This window comes from Streptomyces sp. HUAS MG91, assembly GCF_040529335.1.
Taxonomy (GTDB): Bacteria; Actinomycetota; Actinomycetes; order Streptomycetales; family Streptomycetaceae; genus Streptomyces; species Streptomyces tabacisoli.
In genome coordinates, this window is the sequence record NZ_CP159534.1 from 4424233 (window position 1) to 4442574 (window position 18342).

17 protein-coding genes and 3 tRNA genes are annotated in these 18342 nt (G+C 70.2%); 10 read left to right on the forward strand and 10 right to left on the reverse strand.

Going from position 1 to position 18342, the window contains the following annotated elements; all coding sequences use genetic code 11:
- Positions 1-3: 3 nt before the first annotated feature.
- The 5 genes from ABII15_RS20090 to ABII15_RS20110 form a co-directional block, all read right to left on the reverse strand.
- The gene (locus ABII15_RS20090) at positions 4-783 is read right to left on the reverse strand and encodes an ABC transporter permease (RefSeq protein WP_353943712.1); all 780 of its coding nucleotides are present in this window, start codon (positions 781-783) and stop codon (positions 4-6) included.
- The gene (locus ABII15_RS20095; protein ID WP_353943713.1) at positions 780-1766 is read right to left on the reverse strand and encodes an ABC transporter ATP-binding protein; all 987 of its coding nucleotides are present in this window, start codon (positions 1764-1766) and stop codon (positions 780-782) included. Before ABII15_RS20095 ends, ABII15_RS20090 begins: the two co-directional genes overlap by 4 nt.
- A 136-nt stretch (positions 1767-1902) precedes the next feature.
- Positions 1903-1978, reverse strand: a tRNA-Gly gene (locus ABII15_RS20100).
- Positions 1979-2057: 79 nt separating this feature from the next.
- Positions 2058-2129: transfer RNA gene (locus tag ABII15_RS20105), tRNA-Gly, on the reverse strand.
- Between the two features lie 135 nt (positions 2130-2264).
- Complete coding sequence (locus ABII15_RS20110) at positions 2265-2603, reverse strand: Lsr2 family protein (protein WP_353943714.1); 339 nt, start codon at positions 2601-2603, stop codon at positions 2265-2267.
- Positions 2604-2919: 316 nt separating this feature from the next.
- Between ABII15_RS20110 and purS the strand changes: the two genes are divergently transcribed.
- The 6 genes from purS to ABII15_RS20140 all read left to right on the forward strand — a co-directional run bounded on the left by purS (position 2920) and on the right by ABII15_RS20140 (position 9296).
- Entirely contained in the window at positions 2920-3186 is a 267-nt protein-coding gene (gene purS / locus ABII15_RS20115) for a phosphoribosylformylglycinamidine synthase subunit PurS (protein WP_188337827.1), read from the forward strand.
- Positions 3183-3866 (forward strand): phosphoribosylformylglycinamidine synthase subunit PurQ, encoded by a 684-nt coding sequence (purQ, locus tag ABII15_RS20120; RefSeq protein WP_353943715.1) that lies wholly within the window; start codon positions 3183-3185, stop codon positions 3864-3866. Before purS ends, purQ begins: the two co-directional genes overlap by 4 nt.
- Positions 3863-6124, forward strand: coding sequence for a phosphoribosylformylglycinamidine synthase subunit PurL (purL, locus tag ABII15_RS20125; protein ID WP_353943716.1), 2262 nt, complete (start codon positions 3863-3865; stop codon positions 6122-6124). The genes purQ and purL overlap by 4 nt, the downstream gene beginning before the upstream one ends.
- A 136-nt stretch (positions 6125-6260) precedes the next feature.
- Entirely contained in the window at positions 6261-7511 is a 1251-nt protein-coding gene (locus ABII15_RS20130) for a hypothetical protein (protein ID WP_353943717.1), read from the forward strand.
- A 103-nt stretch (positions 7512-7614) separates the two neighbouring features.
- Positions 7615-8421, forward strand: coding sequence for a sterol carrier family protein (locus ABII15_RS20135; RefSeq protein WP_353943718.1), 807 nt, complete (start codon positions 7615-7617; stop codon positions 8419-8421).
- Positions 8422-8471: 50 nt separating this feature from the next.
- Complete coding sequence (locus tag ABII15_RS20140; RefSeq protein ID WP_353943719.1) at positions 8472-9296, forward strand: META domain-containing protein; 825 nt, start codon at positions 8472-8474, stop codon at positions 9294-9296.
- 21 nt (positions 9297-9317) lie between these two features.
- On the opposite strand, the gene ABII15_RS20145 is transcribed toward ABII15_RS20140, so the two are convergent.
- Positions 9318-10715, reverse strand: a complete 1398-nt coding sequence (locus ABII15_RS20145; protein ID WP_353943720.1) for a sulfatase-like hydrolase/transferase — start codon at positions 10713-10715, stop codon at positions 9318-9320.
- A 168-nt stretch (positions 10716-10883) separates the two neighbouring features.
- Positions 10884-10976: a putative leader peptide gene (locus tag ABII15_RS20150; RefSeq protein WP_353943721.1), complete on the reverse strand. Its 93-nt coding sequence runs from the start codon at positions 10974-10976 to the stop codon at positions 10884-10886.
- 293 nt (positions 10977-11269) lie between these two features.
- Here ABII15_RS20150 and purF point away from each other — a divergent pair, with 293 nt between their 5' ends.
- Positions 11270-12796, forward strand: a complete 1527-nt coding sequence (purF, locus tag ABII15_RS20155) for an amidophosphoribosyltransferase (protein WP_353943722.1) — start codon at positions 11270-11272, stop codon at positions 12794-12796.
- 38 nt (positions 12797-12834) lie between these two features.
- Positions 12835-13905 (forward strand): phosphoribosylformylglycinamidine cyclo-ligase, encoded by a 1071-nt coding sequence (gene purM / locus ABII15_RS20160; protein ID WP_353943723.1) that lies wholly within the window; start codon positions 12835-12837, stop codon positions 13903-13905.
- A 129-nt stretch (positions 13906-14034) separates the two neighbouring features.
- On the opposite strand, the gene ABII15_RS20165 is transcribed toward purM, so the two are convergent.
- Together ABII15_RS20165 and ABII15_RS20170 are read right to left on the reverse strand one after the other, a co-directional pair.
- Complete coding sequence (locus ABII15_RS20165) at positions 14035-14301, reverse strand: DUF3073 domain-containing protein (RefSeq protein ID WP_111667558.1); 267 nt, start codon at positions 14299-14301, stop codon at positions 14035-14037.
- Between the two features lie 263 nt (positions 14302-14564).
- Positions 14565-15659: a Glu/Leu/Phe/Val dehydrogenase dimerization domain-containing protein gene (locus ABII15_RS20170; protein WP_353943724.1), complete on the reverse strand. Its 1095-nt coding sequence runs from the start codon at positions 15657-15659 to the stop codon at positions 14565-14567.
- A 251-nt stretch (positions 15660-15910) separates the two neighbouring features.
- Between ABII15_RS20170 and ABII15_RS20175 the strand changes: the two genes are divergently transcribed.
- Both ABII15_RS20175 and bldC read left to right on the forward strand, forming a co-directional pair.
- On the forward strand, positions 15911-16780 hold the full coding sequence (locus ABII15_RS20175) for a hypothetical protein (protein WP_353943725.1): 870 nt from the start codon (positions 15911-15913) through the stop codon (positions 16778-16780).
- A 475-nt stretch (positions 16781-17255) separates the two neighbouring features.
- Positions 17256-17462, forward strand: coding sequence for a developmental transcriptional regulator BldC (gene bldC / locus ABII15_RS20180; RefSeq protein WP_003949541.1), 207 nt, complete (start codon positions 17256-17258; stop codon positions 17460-17462).
- A 740-nt stretch (positions 17463-18202) separates the two neighbouring features.
- Here bldC and ABII15_RS20185 read toward each other — a convergent pair.
- A tRNA-Asp gene (locus tag ABII15_RS20185) sits at positions 18203-18277 on the reverse strand.
- Between the last annotated feature and the right edge of the window lie 65 nt (positions 18278-18342).

Consider the following 18342-nt stretch of genomic DNA (forward strand, 5'->3'; position numbering starts at 1 on the left):
CCGTCAACGCCGCGGTTCCCACCGGAACCGCTTCTGGACAGCAAACACCGCGATCCCGATCCAGGCCACCGCCACGGCGACCGCCTTCAGGGCCTCCCCGCCGGACAGGGTGCCGCTCCAGCCGCCCCGTACGAGTGTGAGCGCCGACGTCAGCGGCAGGAACTCGCACACGGCCGCGACCCGGTCCGGCAGCATCTCCAGCGGGACGGCCGCGCCGGAGCCGATCATCGACACCAGCAGCATCGGCATCGCGGCGACCTGCGCGCTCTCCACGCTGCGGCTGAACACCGTGGTGAGGGCGGCGAGCGCGACGCACAGCGGGATGCCCAACAGGACGCCGAGCAGCACCAGTTGCGGAGCATCGGGCGCCCCCGCGTCGAGCGCGACCGTGCACACGGCGGCCACCGCGGCGCACTGGACGAGCCCGATCACCACGGACGGCACCGCGGCCCCGGCGAGGATCTCCAGATCGCGCAGCTCCCCGGTGCGCAGGCGCTTGAGGACGAGTTCCTCGCGCCGTGACGCGTAGACGCTGACCAGCGCGCTGTACACGGCGAAGAGCAGGGAGAACGCGATCGCCGAGGAGATCATGACGGTGCCGAGGTTCAGCCCGGCGTCCTTCAGGTTCCCCTTGTCCAACGACCGGGAGAGGCTGAGGGGCAGCACGAGCGGTACGAACACCGCGGTGAACAGCACGCCCTTGCTGCGTCCGATGAGGGTGAACTCGGCCCGTGCGAGCGAGGCGAGCCGCCCCGCGGAGGTCGTCGTCGCCACCGTGCTCATGCCGCCATCTCCTTCTGCCGGGCCTCGCCCGTGCCGTCTTCCGTGCCGTCCTTCGCGTTCCGCGCGATCCGCAGGAACGCCTCTTCGAGGGAGGCGCCGCGGACGTCGAGCCGCCGCAGTTCGATTCCGGCGTCCCGGGCCCAGAGCAGCAGCCCGGTCGCGGCACGCTGGAGTTCGTCGGTGCGCAGCCGGACGATCCGGCCCTCGGTCTCGTGCCCGGTGATCCCGAGCGGAGCGAGCGGCGGCAGGTCGCCGAGGAGATATCCCTCGGGCAGTTCGAAGGAGATGTGCGAGGGCTGGGCGGCGACGACCTCGTCGACGCGGCCCTCGGCGGCGATCCGCCCCTCGTGCAGGATCGCGAGCCGGTCGGCCAGGTCCTCGGCCTCTTCGAGGTAGTGCGTGGTCAGCAGCACGGTGGTGCCCTCGGCGCGCAGTGCGCGGACCAGTTCCCAGGTCTCCCGGCGCCCCTCGGCGTCGAGCCCGGTGGTGGGTTCGTCGAGGAAGAGCACCTCGGGGCGGCCGAGCAGGGCGAGCGCCAGGTCGAGGCGCCGCTTCTCGCCGCCCGACAGCTGCTTGACCCGGACCGTGCCGCGCCGCCCGCCGAGCCCGACCATCTCCAGGGCCTCCCCGACGGGCCGCGCCCCGCTGGTGCACCCGGCCCACATGCGGACGGTCTCGGTGACGGTCAGCTCGGAGGGGAAGCCGCCCTCCTGGAGCATCACGCCGATCCGCGGCCGCACCAGGTCCCGTTCGGTGTACGGGTCGTGGCCGAGGATCCGCACCCGGCCGCCGGCCGGTGCCGCGAGCCCTTCCAGGAGCTCCACGGTGGAGGTCTTGCCCGCGCCGTTGGTGCCGAGGAGGGCGAAGAGTTCGCCGCGGCCCACGGAGAAGCTCACTCCGCGCACCGCCTCGAAGGACCCCCGCTTGTCCCCGTACACGCGGCGCAGATCAGTGACGTCGATCACGCGCTCGTTGTTGGTCATGGTTCAAGCCTTCCGGCGGACGGGGCCGGGCGGCAGTGCGCGCTGTCATCGACGTTCATGACAAATGTCAGACGGCGTCGAGGGTGTGCCGGAAACGCCGAAGGCCCGGATCCCTGGGGGATCCGGGCCTTCGTACTGGAGCGAACGACGAGGTTCGAACTCGCGACCTCAACCTTGGCAAGGTTGCGCTCTACCAACTGAGCTACGTTCGCACTGCCTCCGACCGGCTTTCACCGATCGGCGCGAGCATCAGCCTACCGCACCCCGGAGGGCGGTCGGTACGCGATGCGGAGCGGGTGACAGGAATTGCACACTGCGCCTTCCCCCTGGAAGGGGGATGTTCTACTACTGAACTACACCCGCATGTACTCCTCGGGGTCCGACCCTGCGGCCTTGCCCCTCGGCGTGCTCCAGACTCTAGCCGACCGCTGGGGGTGCAGCGCAAGTCGGTTGCCGCGAGGGGCATCTGACGGGGTGGTCGCGGGCCCCGCGCCGCCCTCAGTTGGCCTTCGCGAACTCCTCGTAGATCCGCTTGGGGATGCGGCCGCGCGGCGGCACGTCCAGCTGGTTCGAGCGGGCCCAGGCGCGGACGGCGGCCGGGTCGGGGTTCACGGCTGTGTGCTTGAACACCTTGGCCGCCTTGTCGGGCCTGTTCGCCCGGCTGTTCCGCTTGCGGCCGGCCTGGAGGTACGGGGCCAGCGCCTTGCGGAGCTGTTTCGCATTGGCTTGATTCAGGTCGATCTCGTACGACTTGCCGTCGAGACCGAAGGCGACCGTTTCCGCCGCTTCTGAGCCGTCGATGTCGTCAAAGAGAGTGACCACGACACGCTGCGCCACGAATATCGGTCCCTTCGTCCGGCATCCCCGCTTTGACGTGCGGCGATGTCGACTGTTCCGGTCTGTTTCCGGTTTCTGCCCATTCCTTTTTACCTTGTCCGGCATTGCCGAGGGAAGACCATTTAAAAACCTCCGCGTGTCTGCCGCCGCAGATATGCCGCTGTGTTTCGGTGTCTTTCCCTTAATTTTCCGTGCGGATCTCATGTCGTTGCCGTAACGTGATCCGGCTCTCGTAGATTCCTACTGTCTACGCGAGTAGAAGATTTGGGCGGGTACTCTGAACGGACCTGCTCAGCACCACACACCGGGAGTGCCAGTGGCACGCGTCGTAGTCGACGTCATGCTCAAGCCGGAGATCCTCGACCCCCAGGGCCAGGCGGTGCAGCGTGCACTGCCGCGCCTCGGTTTCGACGGCATCTCCGACGTCCGCCAGGGAAAGCGTTTCGAGCTCGAGGTGGACGGGCCGGTGGACGACGCCGCGCTCGCCCGTATCCATGAGCTGGCGGAAACCTTCCTCGCCAACACCGTGATCGAGAACTTCACCGTGAAGGTCGAAGAGCTCGCGGTCGGAGCCGAAAAGTGACCGCTCGTATTGGCGTCGTCACCTTTCCCGGCTCGCTCGACGACAGGGACACCCAGCGCGCGATCCGCCTCGCGGGCGCGGAGCCGGTCGCTCTCTGGCACAAGGACAAGGACCTGAAGCAGGTCGACGCGGTGGTCCTGCCGGGCGGTTTCAGCTACGGCGATTACCTGCGCGCGGGCGCCATTTCGCGGTTCTCGCCGGTCATGGAGACCCTGATCGAGCAGGCGAAGGCGGGCCTGCCCGTCCTCGGTATCTGCAACGGTTTCCAGGTCCTCACCGAGGCCCATCTGCTCCCCGGCGCGATGCTGGGCAACGACCACCTGCACTTCATCTGCCGCGACCAGAAGCTGCGGGTGGAGAACGCGGGCACGGCCTGGACGTCCGACTACGCGGCGGGCCAGGAGATCCACATCCCGCTGAAGAACATGGACGGGCGCTACGTCGCCGACGAGCGCACGCTCGACGAGCTGGAGGCGGAGGGCCGCGTCGTCTTCCGCTACCTGGACGTGAACCCGAACGGCTCGCTCCGCGACATCGCCGGCATCACCAACGCGGCGGGCAACGTCGTGGGCCTGATGCCGCACCCGGAGCACGCCGTCGAGCCCCTCGTCGGGTCCGGCCGCACCGACGGCCTGCCCTTCTTCACCTCGATCCTCAAGAAGCTGGTCGCCGCCTCATGAGCCTCGACACCGTAGAGAACGCGTCCAAGACGCCCGACACCCCGCTTCCCTGGGCCGAACTCGGCCTGAAGAAGGACGAGTACGACCGGGTCGTCGAGATCCTGGGCCGCCGCCCGACCGGCGCCGAGCTCGCCATGTACTCCGTCATGTGGTCCGAGCACTGCTCGTACAAGTCGTCCAAGGTGCACCTGCGCCAGTTCGGCGAGAAGGCCCCGCAGTCCGACGCGATGCTCGTCGGCATCGGTGAGAACGCGGGCGTCGTGGACGTCGGCCAGGGCTACGCCGTGACCTTCAAGGTCGAGTCGCACAACCACCCGTCGTACGTCGAGCCCTACCAGGGCGCGGCCACCGGCGTCGGCGGCATCGTGCGCGACATCATCGCCATGGGCGCCCGCCCGGTCGCCGTCGTGGACCCGCTGCGCTTCGGCGCGGCCGACCACCCCGACACCAAGCGCGTGCTGCCCGGCGTCGTCGCCGGCATCGGCGGCTACGGCAACTGCCTGGGCCTGCCGAACATCGGCGGCGAGGTCGTCTTCGACTCCTGCTACCAGGGCAACCCGCTGGTCAACGCCGGTGCCATCGGCGTCATGCGGCACGAGGACATCCACCTCGCGAAGGCGTCCGGCGCGGGCAACAAGGTCATCATGTACGGCGCCCGGACCGGCGGCGACGGCATCGGCGGCGCCTCCATCCTGGCCTCCGAGACCTTCGACGACGCCAAGCCGTCGAAGCGCCCCGCCGTGCAGGTCGGCGACCCGTTCCAGGAGAAGCTGCTCATCGAGTGCACCCTGGAGGCGTTCGCCGAGAAGCTCGTCGTCGGCATCCAGGACCTCGGGGCGGCCGGTATCTCCTGTGCGACCTCCGAGCTGGCGTCCAACGGCTCGGGCGGTATGCGCGTCGAGCTGGACGACGTACCGCTGCGCGACTCCACGCTCTCTCCTGAGGAGATCCTCATGAGCGAGTCGCAGGAGCGCATGTGCGCCGTCGTCGAGCCGGGCAAGGTCGACCGGTTCCTGGAGATCTGCGAGAAGTGGGACGTCATCGCCACCGTCATCGGTGAGGTGACCGACGGCGACCGCCTGGAGATCTTCTGGCACGGCGAGAAGATCGTCGACGTCGACCCGCGCACGGTCGCGCACGACGGCCCGGTCTACGAGCGCCCCTACGCCCGCCCCGAGTGGCAGGACGCGCTCCAGGCCGACGACGCCAACAAGCTGCCCCGGCCGACGAGTTCGGACGAGCTGAAGCAGCAGGTCCTCGCGCTGGTCGCGTCGCCGAACCAGGCGTCGAAGAAGTGGATCACCCAGCAGTACGACCACTTCGTGCAGGGCAACACCGTCCTCGCGCAGCCCGAGGACTCGGGCATGATCCGCATCGACGAGGAGTCCGGCCTCGGCGTCGCCCTCGCGACCGACGGCAACGGCCGGTTCGCGAAGCTCGACCCGTACACGGGCGCGCAGCTCGCGCTGGCGGAGGCGTACCGCAACGTCGCCACGACCGGCGCCAAGCCGCTCGCGGTGTCCGACTGCCTCAACTTCGGTTCGCCCGAGGACCCGGCCGTCATGTGGCAGTTCGCCGAGGCCATCCGTGGTCTCGCCGACGGCTGCCTCCAGCTCGGCACCCCGGTGACCGGCGGCAACGTCTCGCTCTACAACCAGACGGGCGAGGCCGCCATCCACCCGACGCCGGTCGTCGCGGTCCTCGGCGTCATCGACGACGTGGCCCGGCGCACCCCGGTCGCCTTCCAGGAAGAGGGCCAGCTCCTCTACCTGCTCGGCGACACCCGCGAGGAGTTCGGCGGTTCGGCCTGGTCGCAGGTGGTCCACGACCACCTCGGCGGTCTGCCGCCCAAGGTCGACCTGGAGCGCGAGCGGCTGCTCGGCGAGATCCTGATCTCGGCCTCCCGCGACGGCATGATCGACGCCGCGCACGACCTGTCCGACGGCGGTCTGGTCCAGGCCGTGATCGAGTCGGCGCTGCTCGGCGGGAAGGGCGCGCGCCTGGTCGTCCCGGACGGCCTGGACGCGTTCACGTTCCTCTTCTCGGAGTCGGCGGGCCGCGCGGTCGTGTCGGTTCCGCGCAGCGAGGAGCTCCGCTTCAACGACATGTGCGGGGCGCGCGGGCTGCCCGTCACCCGCATCGGTGTCGTGGACGGTTCCGGCGACGACGCGGCGGTGGACGTCCAGGGCGAGTTCGCCCTGTCGCTCGCCGAACTGCGCGTGGCCCACGAGGAGACGCTGCCGGGCATCTTCGCCTGACGGTTCGTACGTGTGTGGAGGCCCCGCCCGGGATGTCCCGGGCGGGGCCTTTCGCTGACGCGTTGTCAGTGGTGCTTGATAGCTTCGGTGGTGCGTCGCGCGAGGGGGAGTCGTGGCGCCGGGGGACGGGGGAGCCATGCGAGTACCGGAATGGGCGCGGAAGTCCGCCAATGTGCTGTTCTGCCTGGTCGCCGTGGTCGGCATCGGCTGGAGCGGCAAGGAGATCTGGCAGGTCCTGAGCGCCCGGCACCAGATCGACGAGGCGTGCGCGGGGCTGGTGCCGGCGGGCCGGGTGCTGGCCCTGTCCCCGGCGGGCGGCACCATCACGCACCGGGACGCCGACGAGGGCACCGTCCAGCTCGACGGCCTGGCCGACGGCGAGGACTGCGAGATATTCAGCACCGAGGCAGGGGAGAAGTCGGGTTCGCACAGCGGCGAGCGCTGGTTCTTCACCGGGGCGATGGGGTCGGTGGCCCAGGAGTCGCCGTTCACCCCTGAGGACCCGTCGGACGACCTGCTGGATCCCGCCGGTCCCTACAGCGCGCACGTCTATCCCGAGCAGCCGCTCGGCGGCGGCATCGCGGGGACCGTCGGCGACACGGCGGTCACCGTCCATCTGCCGTGTGCGCGGGGGCGTCTCGACGGGCGGCCGGTGGGGACGCTGTGGGCGTCGGCCGGGCTCACGGAGTCCGAGTCGCCGTTCACCGAGCGGGGCCAGCTGACCGGGCACGACCGGAGCGTCCTCGCGGAGACCGCCGTGACCACCGCGAACCGGCTCGCCGAGCGCGCGGGCTGCGCCGACCGGCTGCCCGACGCCCCGGACGACATCCCCGCGCTTCCCGAGGGCCCCACCCCCGCCGTCGAGGCCGACGGCACCTGCGCCTGGTACCGCAGCGCCGGTCTGGCGGAGGGCGGCGAGTCCGCCGATCAGGTCCTGGAGAGCCGCGCCGACCCCAGAGCCTGGGACGAGCGGTGCGCCCTCGTCCTCTCCGCACGTCGGGCGAGCGCGGTCTGGGCTACGCGGGGCGACGGCCTGGACAGTGTCTACGCCCCGGACCGTCCCGGCAGATACTTCGCGGCCTTCCACACCTACTCCGGCGATGCCGCGCGGAACGTGCGACTGCGCAGCACCGCTGCATCGGACACTCCGGTCGACGCCGAGCCGGGCGAGGCGGGCCGCGACACCGAGGAGCCGGTCTGGTGGGCCTCCTCGGTCTGCGCCGGAAAGCCCCGCGTGCACACCCTGACCCTGTCCTCCGCGTACGCGAGAGTGGCGGCGCCCGCCTACGAGCGGATCTTCCGGACCTACGTCGACGACCAGGCCCGCCGCCACGGCTGCACCGGCATCGCCTTCCCGGCCAAGGCGTCCTTCCGGGCGGACCGGTGATCGGGGCGCCGCGGTCGACCGGCGCCGGCCGGCGGGAGCTCGGCGCGGATCACCCACGACAAGGGCCTGAACGGCTTCGCGGTGCGGGCGTAGGGTCTCGGGCATGGTCCCGCCCAAGACGCCCAGAAAGCGTGCGCGCTCCTACGACTCCGAGAAGCTCAGGACCGCCGTCCTGGCCCAGTTCGCCGCGGTGCGCGAGGTTGTCGGGGCGCTGACGCCCGACCAGCTCGCGGCGCCCACCCGGCTCGGTGACTGGACGGTGCGGGAGCTCGCCGCGCACATCACCATGGCCGTCGGCATGCTGCCGCGCGGCCTCGCCGAGCCCGCCCCGCCCCGGGCCGATCTGGCGCTGCTCGACTATCCGTTCCTGACCGCGCCCGCCGCCCCCGCCATCGCCGCCGGCGTCCGGGATCTGGCGGACAGCGCGCCGCTGAGCGAGCTGTACGCGCGGGGCGCCGACGGGCTCGACACGTATCTGACCGCGGGGATCGACGGCGGGCGGCCGGTGCAGCACCGGGTCGGGGCGATGACCCTGACCGATGTCCTGGTCACCCGCGCCGTCGAACTCGTCGTGCACACCGACGACCTGAACGACGCGCTGCCCGCACTCGCCCTGCCCGTCGAGCGGCAACTGCTGGCCGCCGCGACCCGGTTCCTCGCCGACGCGCTCGCCGCCAAGGCGCCGGGCGGCTCCACCGAGGTCCGGATCCCGCCGTTCGCGGTCGTCCAGTGCGTCGAGGGCCCCCGGCACACCCGCGGCACCCCGCCGAACGTGGTGGAGACCGACCCGCTCACCTGGATCCGCCTGGCCACGGGACGTACGTCGTGGAAGACGGCGCTGGACGACGCGCTCGTCAGCGCCAGCGGCGAGCGGGCCGATCTGGCGGATCTACTGCCGATCATGGCCTGATCCGGAGGGCCGGACGGAACCGATCGGCGGGGCGGTCCCGTCGAATCGGCATGTTCACGCAACGCAAGCCCCGCGCCCCCCGCTTCCTGCTCCTCGCCGCCCTGCCCGTGGCCGGCCTGGCCACGGTCACGGCCTGCGGAGACGAGCAGGCCCCCGGCTCGGTGAAGGTCGGCGGAGCCCCGGTCGACGGCGTCCACTGGACCGTGCGGAGCATGACGGTCGACGGGACGACGACCAGGGCGCCGAACGGCGCCTATCTGGAGTTCGTCTCCGACCAGCGGGTCCGCGGCAACTACGGGTGCAACCGTTTCGACGCCCGGGCCACCGTCACCGACACCGGCGTCGCCCTCGGCAAGTCGGCCACCACGAAGATGTACTGCGAGGACAAGAAGCAGCGCGCCTTCGAGAAGAGCCTCGCCCATGCCCTCGCCGCCGAGAACACCGTCAAGACCTCCGACGACGACAGCCGGCTGACCCTCACCGGACCGGACGGCGCCGTGATCTCCCTGGTCAAACAGCGCGACGCCCGGCTCGTCGGCACCAAGTGGACGGTCACGGGACTGGGCGCGGACGACGGCGTCCAGCCGCTGCCGAAGTCCGCCGAGGGCCGGGCCCGCCTCGTCTTCGCCAAGAACGGCACGGTCAGCGCCCGCCTCGGCTGCAACAGCGGCGACGCCAGGACCACCGTCGCGGACGGCCACATCACCTTCGGCCCGCTGACCTCCACCAAGATGGGCTGCGTCGGCGAGGCGTCGGACGTGGAGCAGACGATGCGGACCGTCCTCAAGGGCAGGACGAGTTACGACATCCAGGGCGACTCCCTGACCTTGAAGGCGGCCGACGGCACCACGATCGCGCTGACGGCCGGCACCTGACACCGGTGCCGGCCACGGTCCTCAGGACGGGTACGGCAGCAGCGTCCTGTCCGTCTTCTCCCACACCGCCTTCAGCTCGGCCAGCAGCGCGGGCTCGTCGGCGGCCCGGTCGGCCTGTTCGCGCCGGTCGGCGGAGAGGTCGAACAGCTGGTCCGTGCCGCCCTTGCCCCGGTAGTACTTCCAGTCGCCCCGGCGCACGGCCCGCTCCCCGCGCACCCGCCAGAACAGCGCGCGCTCCGGCAGCTCCGCGCCGCGCAGCAGATAACCCGCGAGACTGGTGCCGTCGAGCGGGTGGGCCGGGTCGGGCCGGGCGCCGCCGATCTCCAGCAGGGTCGCCGTCCAGTCCGGGGTGAAGACCGGCTCGTGGCTGACCTGCCCGCCGTCGATCCTGGCCGGCCAGCGCACGATGGTCGGCACGCGGATGCCGCCCTCCTGGAGGGACGCCTTGTTGCCGGACAGCGGCCAGTTGTACGAGAAGCGCTCACCGCCGTTGTCGGAGGCGAAGAAGACCAGGGTGTCCTTCTCCCGGCCCGACTCCTTCAGGGCGGCGAGCACCTTGCCCACCGACCGGTCCAGGTCCTCGACCATCTCCGTGTACTTCTCCACGGACCCGCCGTCGGTGTGGAACAGCGCCCGCGCGTCCCCGGCTCTGATCTTCCGTACGACCTCGGCGCTCTCTTCCTCGTCCCCGTCGGCGATCCACGGCCAGTGCGGGGTGGTGAAGTTCAGGTTGAGCAGCCACGGCTTGTCCCCGTGGTCGCGGCGCACGTACTCGCTCGCCCGCTCGGTGAGGATCCGCGTGTAGTACCGCAGGTCCTTGTACTCGGCGTCGCCCTCCTTCACATCGCCCGCGAACAGGTCGTACTCGCCGCCGAGCCCCAGCTTCGAGTAGTACTCAAGGGCCCCGCCGAAGTTGCCGAAGAACTCGTCCCAGCCCGACTTGGTGGGGGAGTAGTCCGGCAGGTACCCGCAGTGCCACTTGCCGATCAGCGCGGTCGAGTAGCCCGCACCGCGCAGCAGCGAGGCGAGCGTGGGGTGGTTCGGGTCGAGCCCGACGGACCGGTCGGCTATCGGCTCCGCGAGCCCGCCCTTCGTCCGCCCCGGGTAGCGGCCCGTGTAGAGGCTGAAGCGGGTCGGCGAGCAGGTCGCCGAGCCGCTGTAGGCGTCGGTGAAGCGGACGCCCTGCCGGGCGAGGCGGTCCAGGTTCGGGGTCTTGATGTGGGGCGCGCCGTACGAGGAGAGATCGGCCCAGCCCAGGTCGTCACCCAGGATGAACAGGATGTTGGGCCGCTTCGAGCGCCGGCCGGAGGCGGCACGGAACGGCCGCTCCTGAGCGGACGCGGAGGGAGCCGACGCACCGAGCGCGGCGACAGCGGCCCCACCCAGGGCAGCACGACGGGACAGAGCATGCGGAGGCATAAGGAAGAACTCCGGTGGCATGGCGCCCCGTCAGGGGCGCGGGGAACGGCGCGAGCAAGCGGGAACAACCGAAAGCCCGCGACAAAGAGGACAGGGCAGACGAAACCGACCCCGAACAGACCTCAGCCGTCCATCACGGCCGAGGCAGGACCAGACGACGAGCGGAGCTCAGACGCAGCGACAGATGGCGCTCGCGACACGGACCAGGTCGACGTGGCGGCGCTCCACGAGGGTGACCGCTCGGTCACTGAGGGGCTGCATGATCCAGCACCTTGCCGAGCGTGACGTGGCACTGTCAACGGGGCGTCCGCACTCCGGACCGGGGCCCGGCCGCGGCAGCGACATGGGTCACATTCGGCCCGGCGACCGGCGTGCCGTCGGAGCCGGAGAGTTTGCGCTGGTCAGAAGGGTGGGCTTGGATCTTTGTCCAGCTTCGGACGGCCGGACCGGAGCCGCCGCGGGCGGTCCCGACGGCGCTCTCCCACGCCCCGTCAACGCCCAAACCCCCTGTCCCCAATTCGGACCAGTGGTCGATCACGTCTACACTCGGTCGCGTGCCACGTGGTGACGGTCGACTCAATCATGATCTGCTCCCCGGCGAGAAAGGCCCCCAGGACGCTTGCGGCGTCTTCGGTGTCTGGGCTCCGGGTGAAGAGGTCGCCAAGCTCACTTACTTCGGGCTCTACGCCCTCCAACACCGGGGTCAGGAATCCGCGGGAATCGCGGTCAGCAATGGCTCCCAGATCCTCGTCTTCAAGGACATGGGACTCGTCTCCCAGGTCTTCGACGAGACTTCCCTAGGTTCTCTGCAAGGTCATATCGCGGTCGGTCACGCCCGCTACTCGACCACCGGAGCCTCCGTGTGGGAGAACGCCCAGCCGACGTTCCGCGCCACCGCGCACGGTTCGATCGCGCTCGGCCACAACGGCAACCTGGTCAACACGGCGCAGCTCGCCGAGATGGTCGCCGACCTCCCCAAGGAGAACGGCCGCGCCACGCAGGTGGCGGCCACCAACGACACCGACCTGGTCACGGCGCTGCTCGCCGGACAGGTCGACGAGGACGGCAAGCCCCTGACGACCGAGGAGGCGGCCGGCAAGGTGCTGCCCCAGGTCCAGGGCGCCTTCTCACTCGTTTTCATGGACGAGCACACGCTGTACGCGGCCCGCGACCCGCAGGGCATCCGCCCGCTGGTCCTCGGCCGGCTCGAGCGCGGCTGGGTGGTGGCCTCCGAGTCCGCCGCCCTCGACATCTGCGGCGCGGCGTACGTCCGCGAGATCGAGCCGGGCGAGTTCGTCGCCATCGACGAGAACGGCCTGCGAACGTCCCGCTTCGCCGAAGCAAAGCCCAAGGGCTGTGTCTTCGAGTACGTGTATCTGGCGCGCCCCGACACCGACATCGCGGGCCGGAACGTCTATCTCTCCCGTGTGGAGATGGGCCGCAAGCTGGCGAAGGAAGCTCCGGTCGAGGCCGATCTGGTCATAGCGACTCCGGAATCCGGCACTCCCGCCGCGATCGGCTACGCGGAGGCGTCCGGCATCCCGTTCGGTGCCGGTCTGGTGAAGAACGCCTATGTGGGCCGTACCTTCATCCAGCCCTCCCAGACGATCCGCCAGCTCGGCATCCGGCTGAAGCTGAACCCCCTCAAGGAAGTCATCAAGGGCAAGCGCCTGGTCGTCGTCGACGACTCGATCGTGCGCGGCAACACCCAGCGCGCCCTGGTCCGCATGCTCCGCGAGGCCGGCGCCGCCGAGGTCCACATCCGGATCTCGTCGCCGCCGGTGAAGTGGCCCTGCTTCTTCGGCATCGACTTCGCGACCCGCGCCGAGCTGATCGCCAACGGCATGTCGGTCGAGGAGATCGGCACCTCGCTCGGGGCGGACTCGCTCTCCTACATCTCCATCGACGGCATGATCGAGGCCACCACCATCGACAAGCCGAACCTCTGCCGCGCCTGCTTCGACGGCGAGTACCCGATGGACCTCCCCGACCCGGAACTGCTGGGCAAGCAGCTCCTGGAGACGGAACTGGCCGCGGGCCCCGCCGCCACGGCCGCGGCCGACGCGATCCGTCGCCCGTAGCCCGTCTTCGTACTCACCAACCCGAAAGATCCCAGGCAATGTCTGAGACCAAGTCCGGTGCCTCCTACGCGTCCGCAGGCGTCGACATCGAAGCCGGCGACCGCGCCGTAGAACTCATGAAGGAGTGGGTGAAGAAGACGCAGCGCCCCGAGGTCCTCGGCGGCCTCGGCGGCTTCGCCGGCCTCTTCGACGCCTCCGCCCTCAAGAAGTACGAGCGCCCCCTTCTCGCCTCCGCCACCGACGGCGTCGGCACGAAGGTCGACATCGCCCGGCAGCTGGGCGTCTACGACACGATCGGCCACGACCTCGTCGCGATGGTCATGGACGACATCGTCGTCTGCGGCGCCGAGCCGCTGTTCATGACCGACTACATCTGCGTCGGCAAGGTGCACCCCGAGCGCGTCGCCGCCATCGTGAAGGGCATCGCCGAGGGCTGCGTCCTCGCGGGCTGCGCCCTGGTCGGCGGCGAGACGGCGGAGCACCCGGGCCTGCTCGGCGCGGACGACTTCGACGTCGCGGGCGCCGGTACGGGCGTCGTGGAGTACGACAACCTGCTGGGCCCGGACCGCATCCGTAAGGGTGACGCGGTGATCGCCATGGCGTCCTCCGGTCTTCACTCCAACGGGTACTCGCTGGTCCGCCACGTCCTCCTCGACCGCGCGGGCCTGACGCTCGACCGGCACGTGGACGAGCTGGGCCGCACGCTCGGCGAGGAACTGCTCGAACCCACCAAGATCTACTCGCTGGACTGCCTCTCGCTGACCAGCACCACCGAGGTCCACGCCTACAGCCACATCACGGGTGGCGGCCTCGCGGCCAACCTGGCCCGGGTGATCCCGGACGGCCTGCACGCCACGGTCGACCGCGCCACCTGGACCCCGGACCCGGTCTTCGACCTCGTCGGCAGCGCGGGCCGGGTCGAGCGCCTGGAGCTGGAGAAGACGCTGAACATGGGCGTCGGCATGATGGCGATCGTCCCGCAGGACTCGGTGGACGTCGCCCTCGCGACCCTCGCCGACCGCGGGGTCGACTCGTGGGTGGCCGGCGAGATCACCGACCGCGGCGACCACGCGACGGGCGCCGAGCTCACGGGCGACTACGCGAAGTAGCCGGAACGGAGCAGCACAAAACCCGGTCCGGTGTGGATACCACCCGGACCGGGTGAGTGCAGCAGTGATCAGAAGCGGGTTACGCGCTGAAAATGCTCGATGTGCTCGTGTGCTCGATGTAATACGAGGTCAAGCGCCGCGGCGCTGCGACGAAGGGCCCGACTCGTCCGAGTCGTCTTCCTCGTCGTCGTCGTACATATCCGCATAGCGGGCGTACGGGTCGTCTTCCTCGTCGTCGTCCTCGAAAGGCTCACCGTTCGGCGGCTGATTCGATACTGGATTCGACGTCGATGCGCCCAGCTCATTGGCCAGACGCGACAGGTCAGTCCCGCCGCTGCTGTACTTCAGCTGGCGGGCGACCTTCGTCTGCTTGGCCTTTGCCCGGCCGCGCCCCATGGCTCGACCCCCTCGGTGACGGGGCTCGACGGCCCCAGAGTCTTGACACGCGTTCATGATCTGGAACGGGCTCTCCGCAGAGAGACCGGTCCGTAGGGCTTCCACGGTACCTGAGCCCACGCCCATACGGTACGTCGCCCGCAGGACGCGCCTGTGCACAGGACCAGCAAGGAGCCCTGTCCTCGCTGGTCAGCTGCGATTTTAACCTCTTCTCGGCGGGCGACCCGCCGATCGGCGTGACTCTTCTTACCCGGGGCGGCCGATCACGCCCGTCCGCGCGCCTCCGCCATCCGCTGCTCGGCGATCCGGTCGGCCGCGGCGGCCGGCGGAATCCCGTCATCCTTTGCGCGCGCGAAGATACTGAGCGTGGTGTCGAAGATCTTCGCGGCCTTCGCCTTGCAGCGGTCGAAGTCGAAGCCGTGCAGCTCGTCGGCGACCTGGATGACGCCGCCCGCGTTGACCACGTAGTCCGGGGCGTAGAGGATCCCGCGGTCGGCCAGGTCCTTCTCGACGCCCGGGTGCGCGAGCTGGTTGTTGGCCGCGCCGCACACCACCTTGGCGGTCAGCACCGGCACGGTGTCGTCGTTCAGCGCGGCGCCGAGCGCGCACGGCGCGTAGATGTCGAGTCCCGGCTCCCGGATCAGGGCGTCCGTGTCCGCCGCGACCCGCACCTCCGGGTGCTGGTCGGTGATCCGCCGCACCGACTCCGGGCGCACATCGGTGATCACGACCCCGGCGCCGTCGGCGAGCAGGTGCTCGACCAGGTGGTGCCCCACCTTGCCCACGCCCGCGATGCCGACCGTGCGCCCGCGCAGCGACGGGTCGCCCCACAGGTGCCGGGCGCTGGCCCGCATCCCCTGGAAGACGCCGAAGGCGGTGAGGACGGAGGAGTCGCCCGCCCCGCCGTTCTGCGGCGAGCGTCCCGTCGTCCAGCGGCACTCGCGGGCGACGACGTCCATGTCGGCCACGTAGGTGCCGACGTCGCACGCGGTCACGTAGCGCCCGCCGAGCGAGGCCACGAACCGGCCGTAGGCGAGCAGCAGTTCCTCGCTCTTCACGGTGTCCGGGTCGCCGATGATCACGGCCTTGCCGCCGCCGTGGTCGAGCCCGGCCATGGCGTTCTTGTACGACATGCCGCGGGCGAGGTTGAGCGCGTCGGCGACGGCCTCCGCCTCGGAGGCGTAGGGGTAGAAGCGCGTGCCGCCGAGGGCCGGGCCCAGGGCGGTGGAGTGGAGGGCGATGACGGCCTTGAGGCCGCTGGCCCGGTCCTGGCAGAGAACGACCTGCTCGTGGCCCCCTTGATCCGAGTGGAAGAGGGTGTGCAGTACATCAGCAGGCGCGCCGGTCACATCGGTCACTGTGGTGACTCCCAAGTACATAGCGGCGGTTGAGCGGATTCCCGTACGGGTGGCGGGCGTCCGTGGTGGTGCGTGGCAAGAGACTAGAACCTGCGGGGGCCCGCCACGGGCGCAGTGCCGAGGATCACTCTCTCGCGTCGTGGGCCCCCCGACGTACCGTCGAATCCCGCCGCGTCCCGGAGCCGGGCCGGGTGGGACGATGTGCAGTGCTTTTCAGGGTTTCCAGCCTTCGGGCGGGGGAGGGAGCGACCGTGCCCAAGGTGTCCTCGGTGACCGTCCCGTACGCGGCGTACCTGCGCGTCTACGAGCCGCTCGCGGCCTTCCCGCAGCCGGAGCGCGGTCACTGGGAGCGCTATGCGCGCCGCGAGCGCCGCCCGTCGTACCAGGACGAACTCCGGCGCTCCCTGGCCGACTTGGTGCCCACCCCGCCGGTCGCGGTGCCGGTGCACGAGAGCGCCGACGCGTTCGTGATCGAGGTTGAGGGCGTGCTGTGCGTGTGCCCGTGGCGGACCCGGCTGCGCGGCTGGCAGGCGCTCGGCGAGCTGCCGGAGCAGCTGCCCACGCCGGTCCTGGACGCGGTGCTGCCGCCGGTGGTGCGCCGGCAGGCGGCGGCCGACTACGAACGCTGGCTGGAGCGCAACCCCGACGCCCGCCCCTGGATCCGGACGTCGGTCTGGCAGGTCCCGCTGAACTGGTTCGTGCTCGTCGCCGACGAGGAGCGGGAGTACGAGCCGAAGAGCGGCGAGGGCGCCGAGAGCGGCGAAGGCTGCCCGGAGGGCCCGTACCTGCGCTACCGGACGCCGATGGTGCAGGCCCGCCGGCGGGTGGCGCGCGGCCTGCGGGCGCTGCGGGACGCGATCGACGAGGGGCCGCTCATCGACGGCCTGGTAGATGTGGGGCGCTGGCTGGAGGAGTTCCACCCGCGTTCGTACGTCGAACTGGACTACGGCGGACTGGTGCACGCGCTGCCGGCCGGCCTGCTCGACGAGGACCACTCGGCGGCGGACGTGGCCGAGGGCATCGCGGCGCTGCGCTCCGGTGACGGGGACGGGGCGGGCGAGGCGTACACCCGGCTCGTGGAGCGCTGGCGCGCCGTGCGGGACCGGCAGTACGCCAACTGACGCCCTGTGCGGTGGTCTTAGGACCTACGTCCCGATCCGGGCTTATGACCCAAGCGTGACGGACCGCACTTACTGCGCCCTTGCGTCCATCACCCCTCCTCGTGCCAAAATAGGACAAGGAGTCCGGGGAGGGCTCCATCCGTCCATCTAAGTCCAACCATGGACGGATTACTCAGCATTGCACTGTCTGTGGGGGGTCTGACGACTCCTGATCGCTCTGTGACTGATCGTCACTGTGGCGTGACTGTCCGCTATGGCATGGTCCATCGGCTTCCGTCGCTGATGAACACCTGGGAGGGCAATTCCATCGGTTTGGCCGACGCGGCTGGACGGATGGTGTAGTTGTAGTGCCGAGGACAAGCCGTTCGTCCTATAACCGACTCGACCCGTGTCCGCCATATCGGGCAACGCGGGTCAAGGTGCAGAATTTAAAGGAAAGAACCGAGAAGGTTCGGTTCTCCCGAGGAGGCCGCTCATGACCGCTCGCACCCCTGATGCCGAGCCGCTGCTGACCCCGGCTGAGGTCGCCACGATGTTCCGCGTCGACCCGAAGACGGTCACGCGCTGGGCGAAGGCTGGCAAGCTCACGTCGATCCGCACGCTCGGCGGACACCGCCGCTACCGCGAGGCCGAGGTCCGCGCACTGCTGGCGGGTATCCCCCAGCAGCGCAGCGAGGCCTGAGGCACCGCATAACGCTGCAATACCGGGCGTTTCGGGCCCCCCAACCCGTACCGCGCCCACCCCATAGCTCCACTTGACGCGGGTCTGCCCCAACAGACCCCCTTCTTCCGAAGAGCCCGCTGAAGCGTCATCTCCACAGCGGCACGGGCGCGTCGTCGATCGCGCTGGACTCCGCCGGGTCCAGCGCGATCTTTTTTGTGCGCGCGGGCCGGTCTGCGGCGGGGATCCGTGCGTGCTCTTGTCGGACCTTGATCGGTCCTCGGCGGACGCCTGCGAAGGTAGTGCAATTGCACATATTAAATTGAGCAGTTGTAGGAGGGGTGTAAGAAACGGTGTTTCCAAAACTAGTTCGGTGACACCCGTCACACACCCTGCCGCTTGTTGCGGATGACACAGGTGCGCTAGAGGAGGCGCCGGCGCTTCCGTGCCGCTTCCGCTCCCCCCGACTCTCTTCAGGCTCCCACCAGTTGAGGGGCTCGTGGGTCGGCTTTGGTCATGCCTTCGGGGGACTTTCGTCCCCACCGCCCTCCGGGGCGCTCTCGCGGCCCTCCAGAGCCTCTCTGGCAGCACCTCCGGGCGGATCCGCCGTCGGGGCCGTCGCGGGGGCCGTGGTGAGCCGCAGGGGGCGGTGGCGGACCGGGCGGCGGCGGGCGGTGGCGTCTGAGGCGTCTGAGGCGGCGTCAGGGACCGGCCCGGGAACGCAAGAAGCCCCGCACCATCGGTGCGGGGCTTCTCTTCTGCGGTCCTGACGGGATTTGAACCCGCGGCCTCCACCTTGACAGGGTGGCGAGCACTCCAAACTGCTCCACAGGACCAGGATGTGCGGCGCTTCGTTTTCTTCCCTGCGCTGCGAGTAGGACTCTACAGCAGTGCAGGCCCG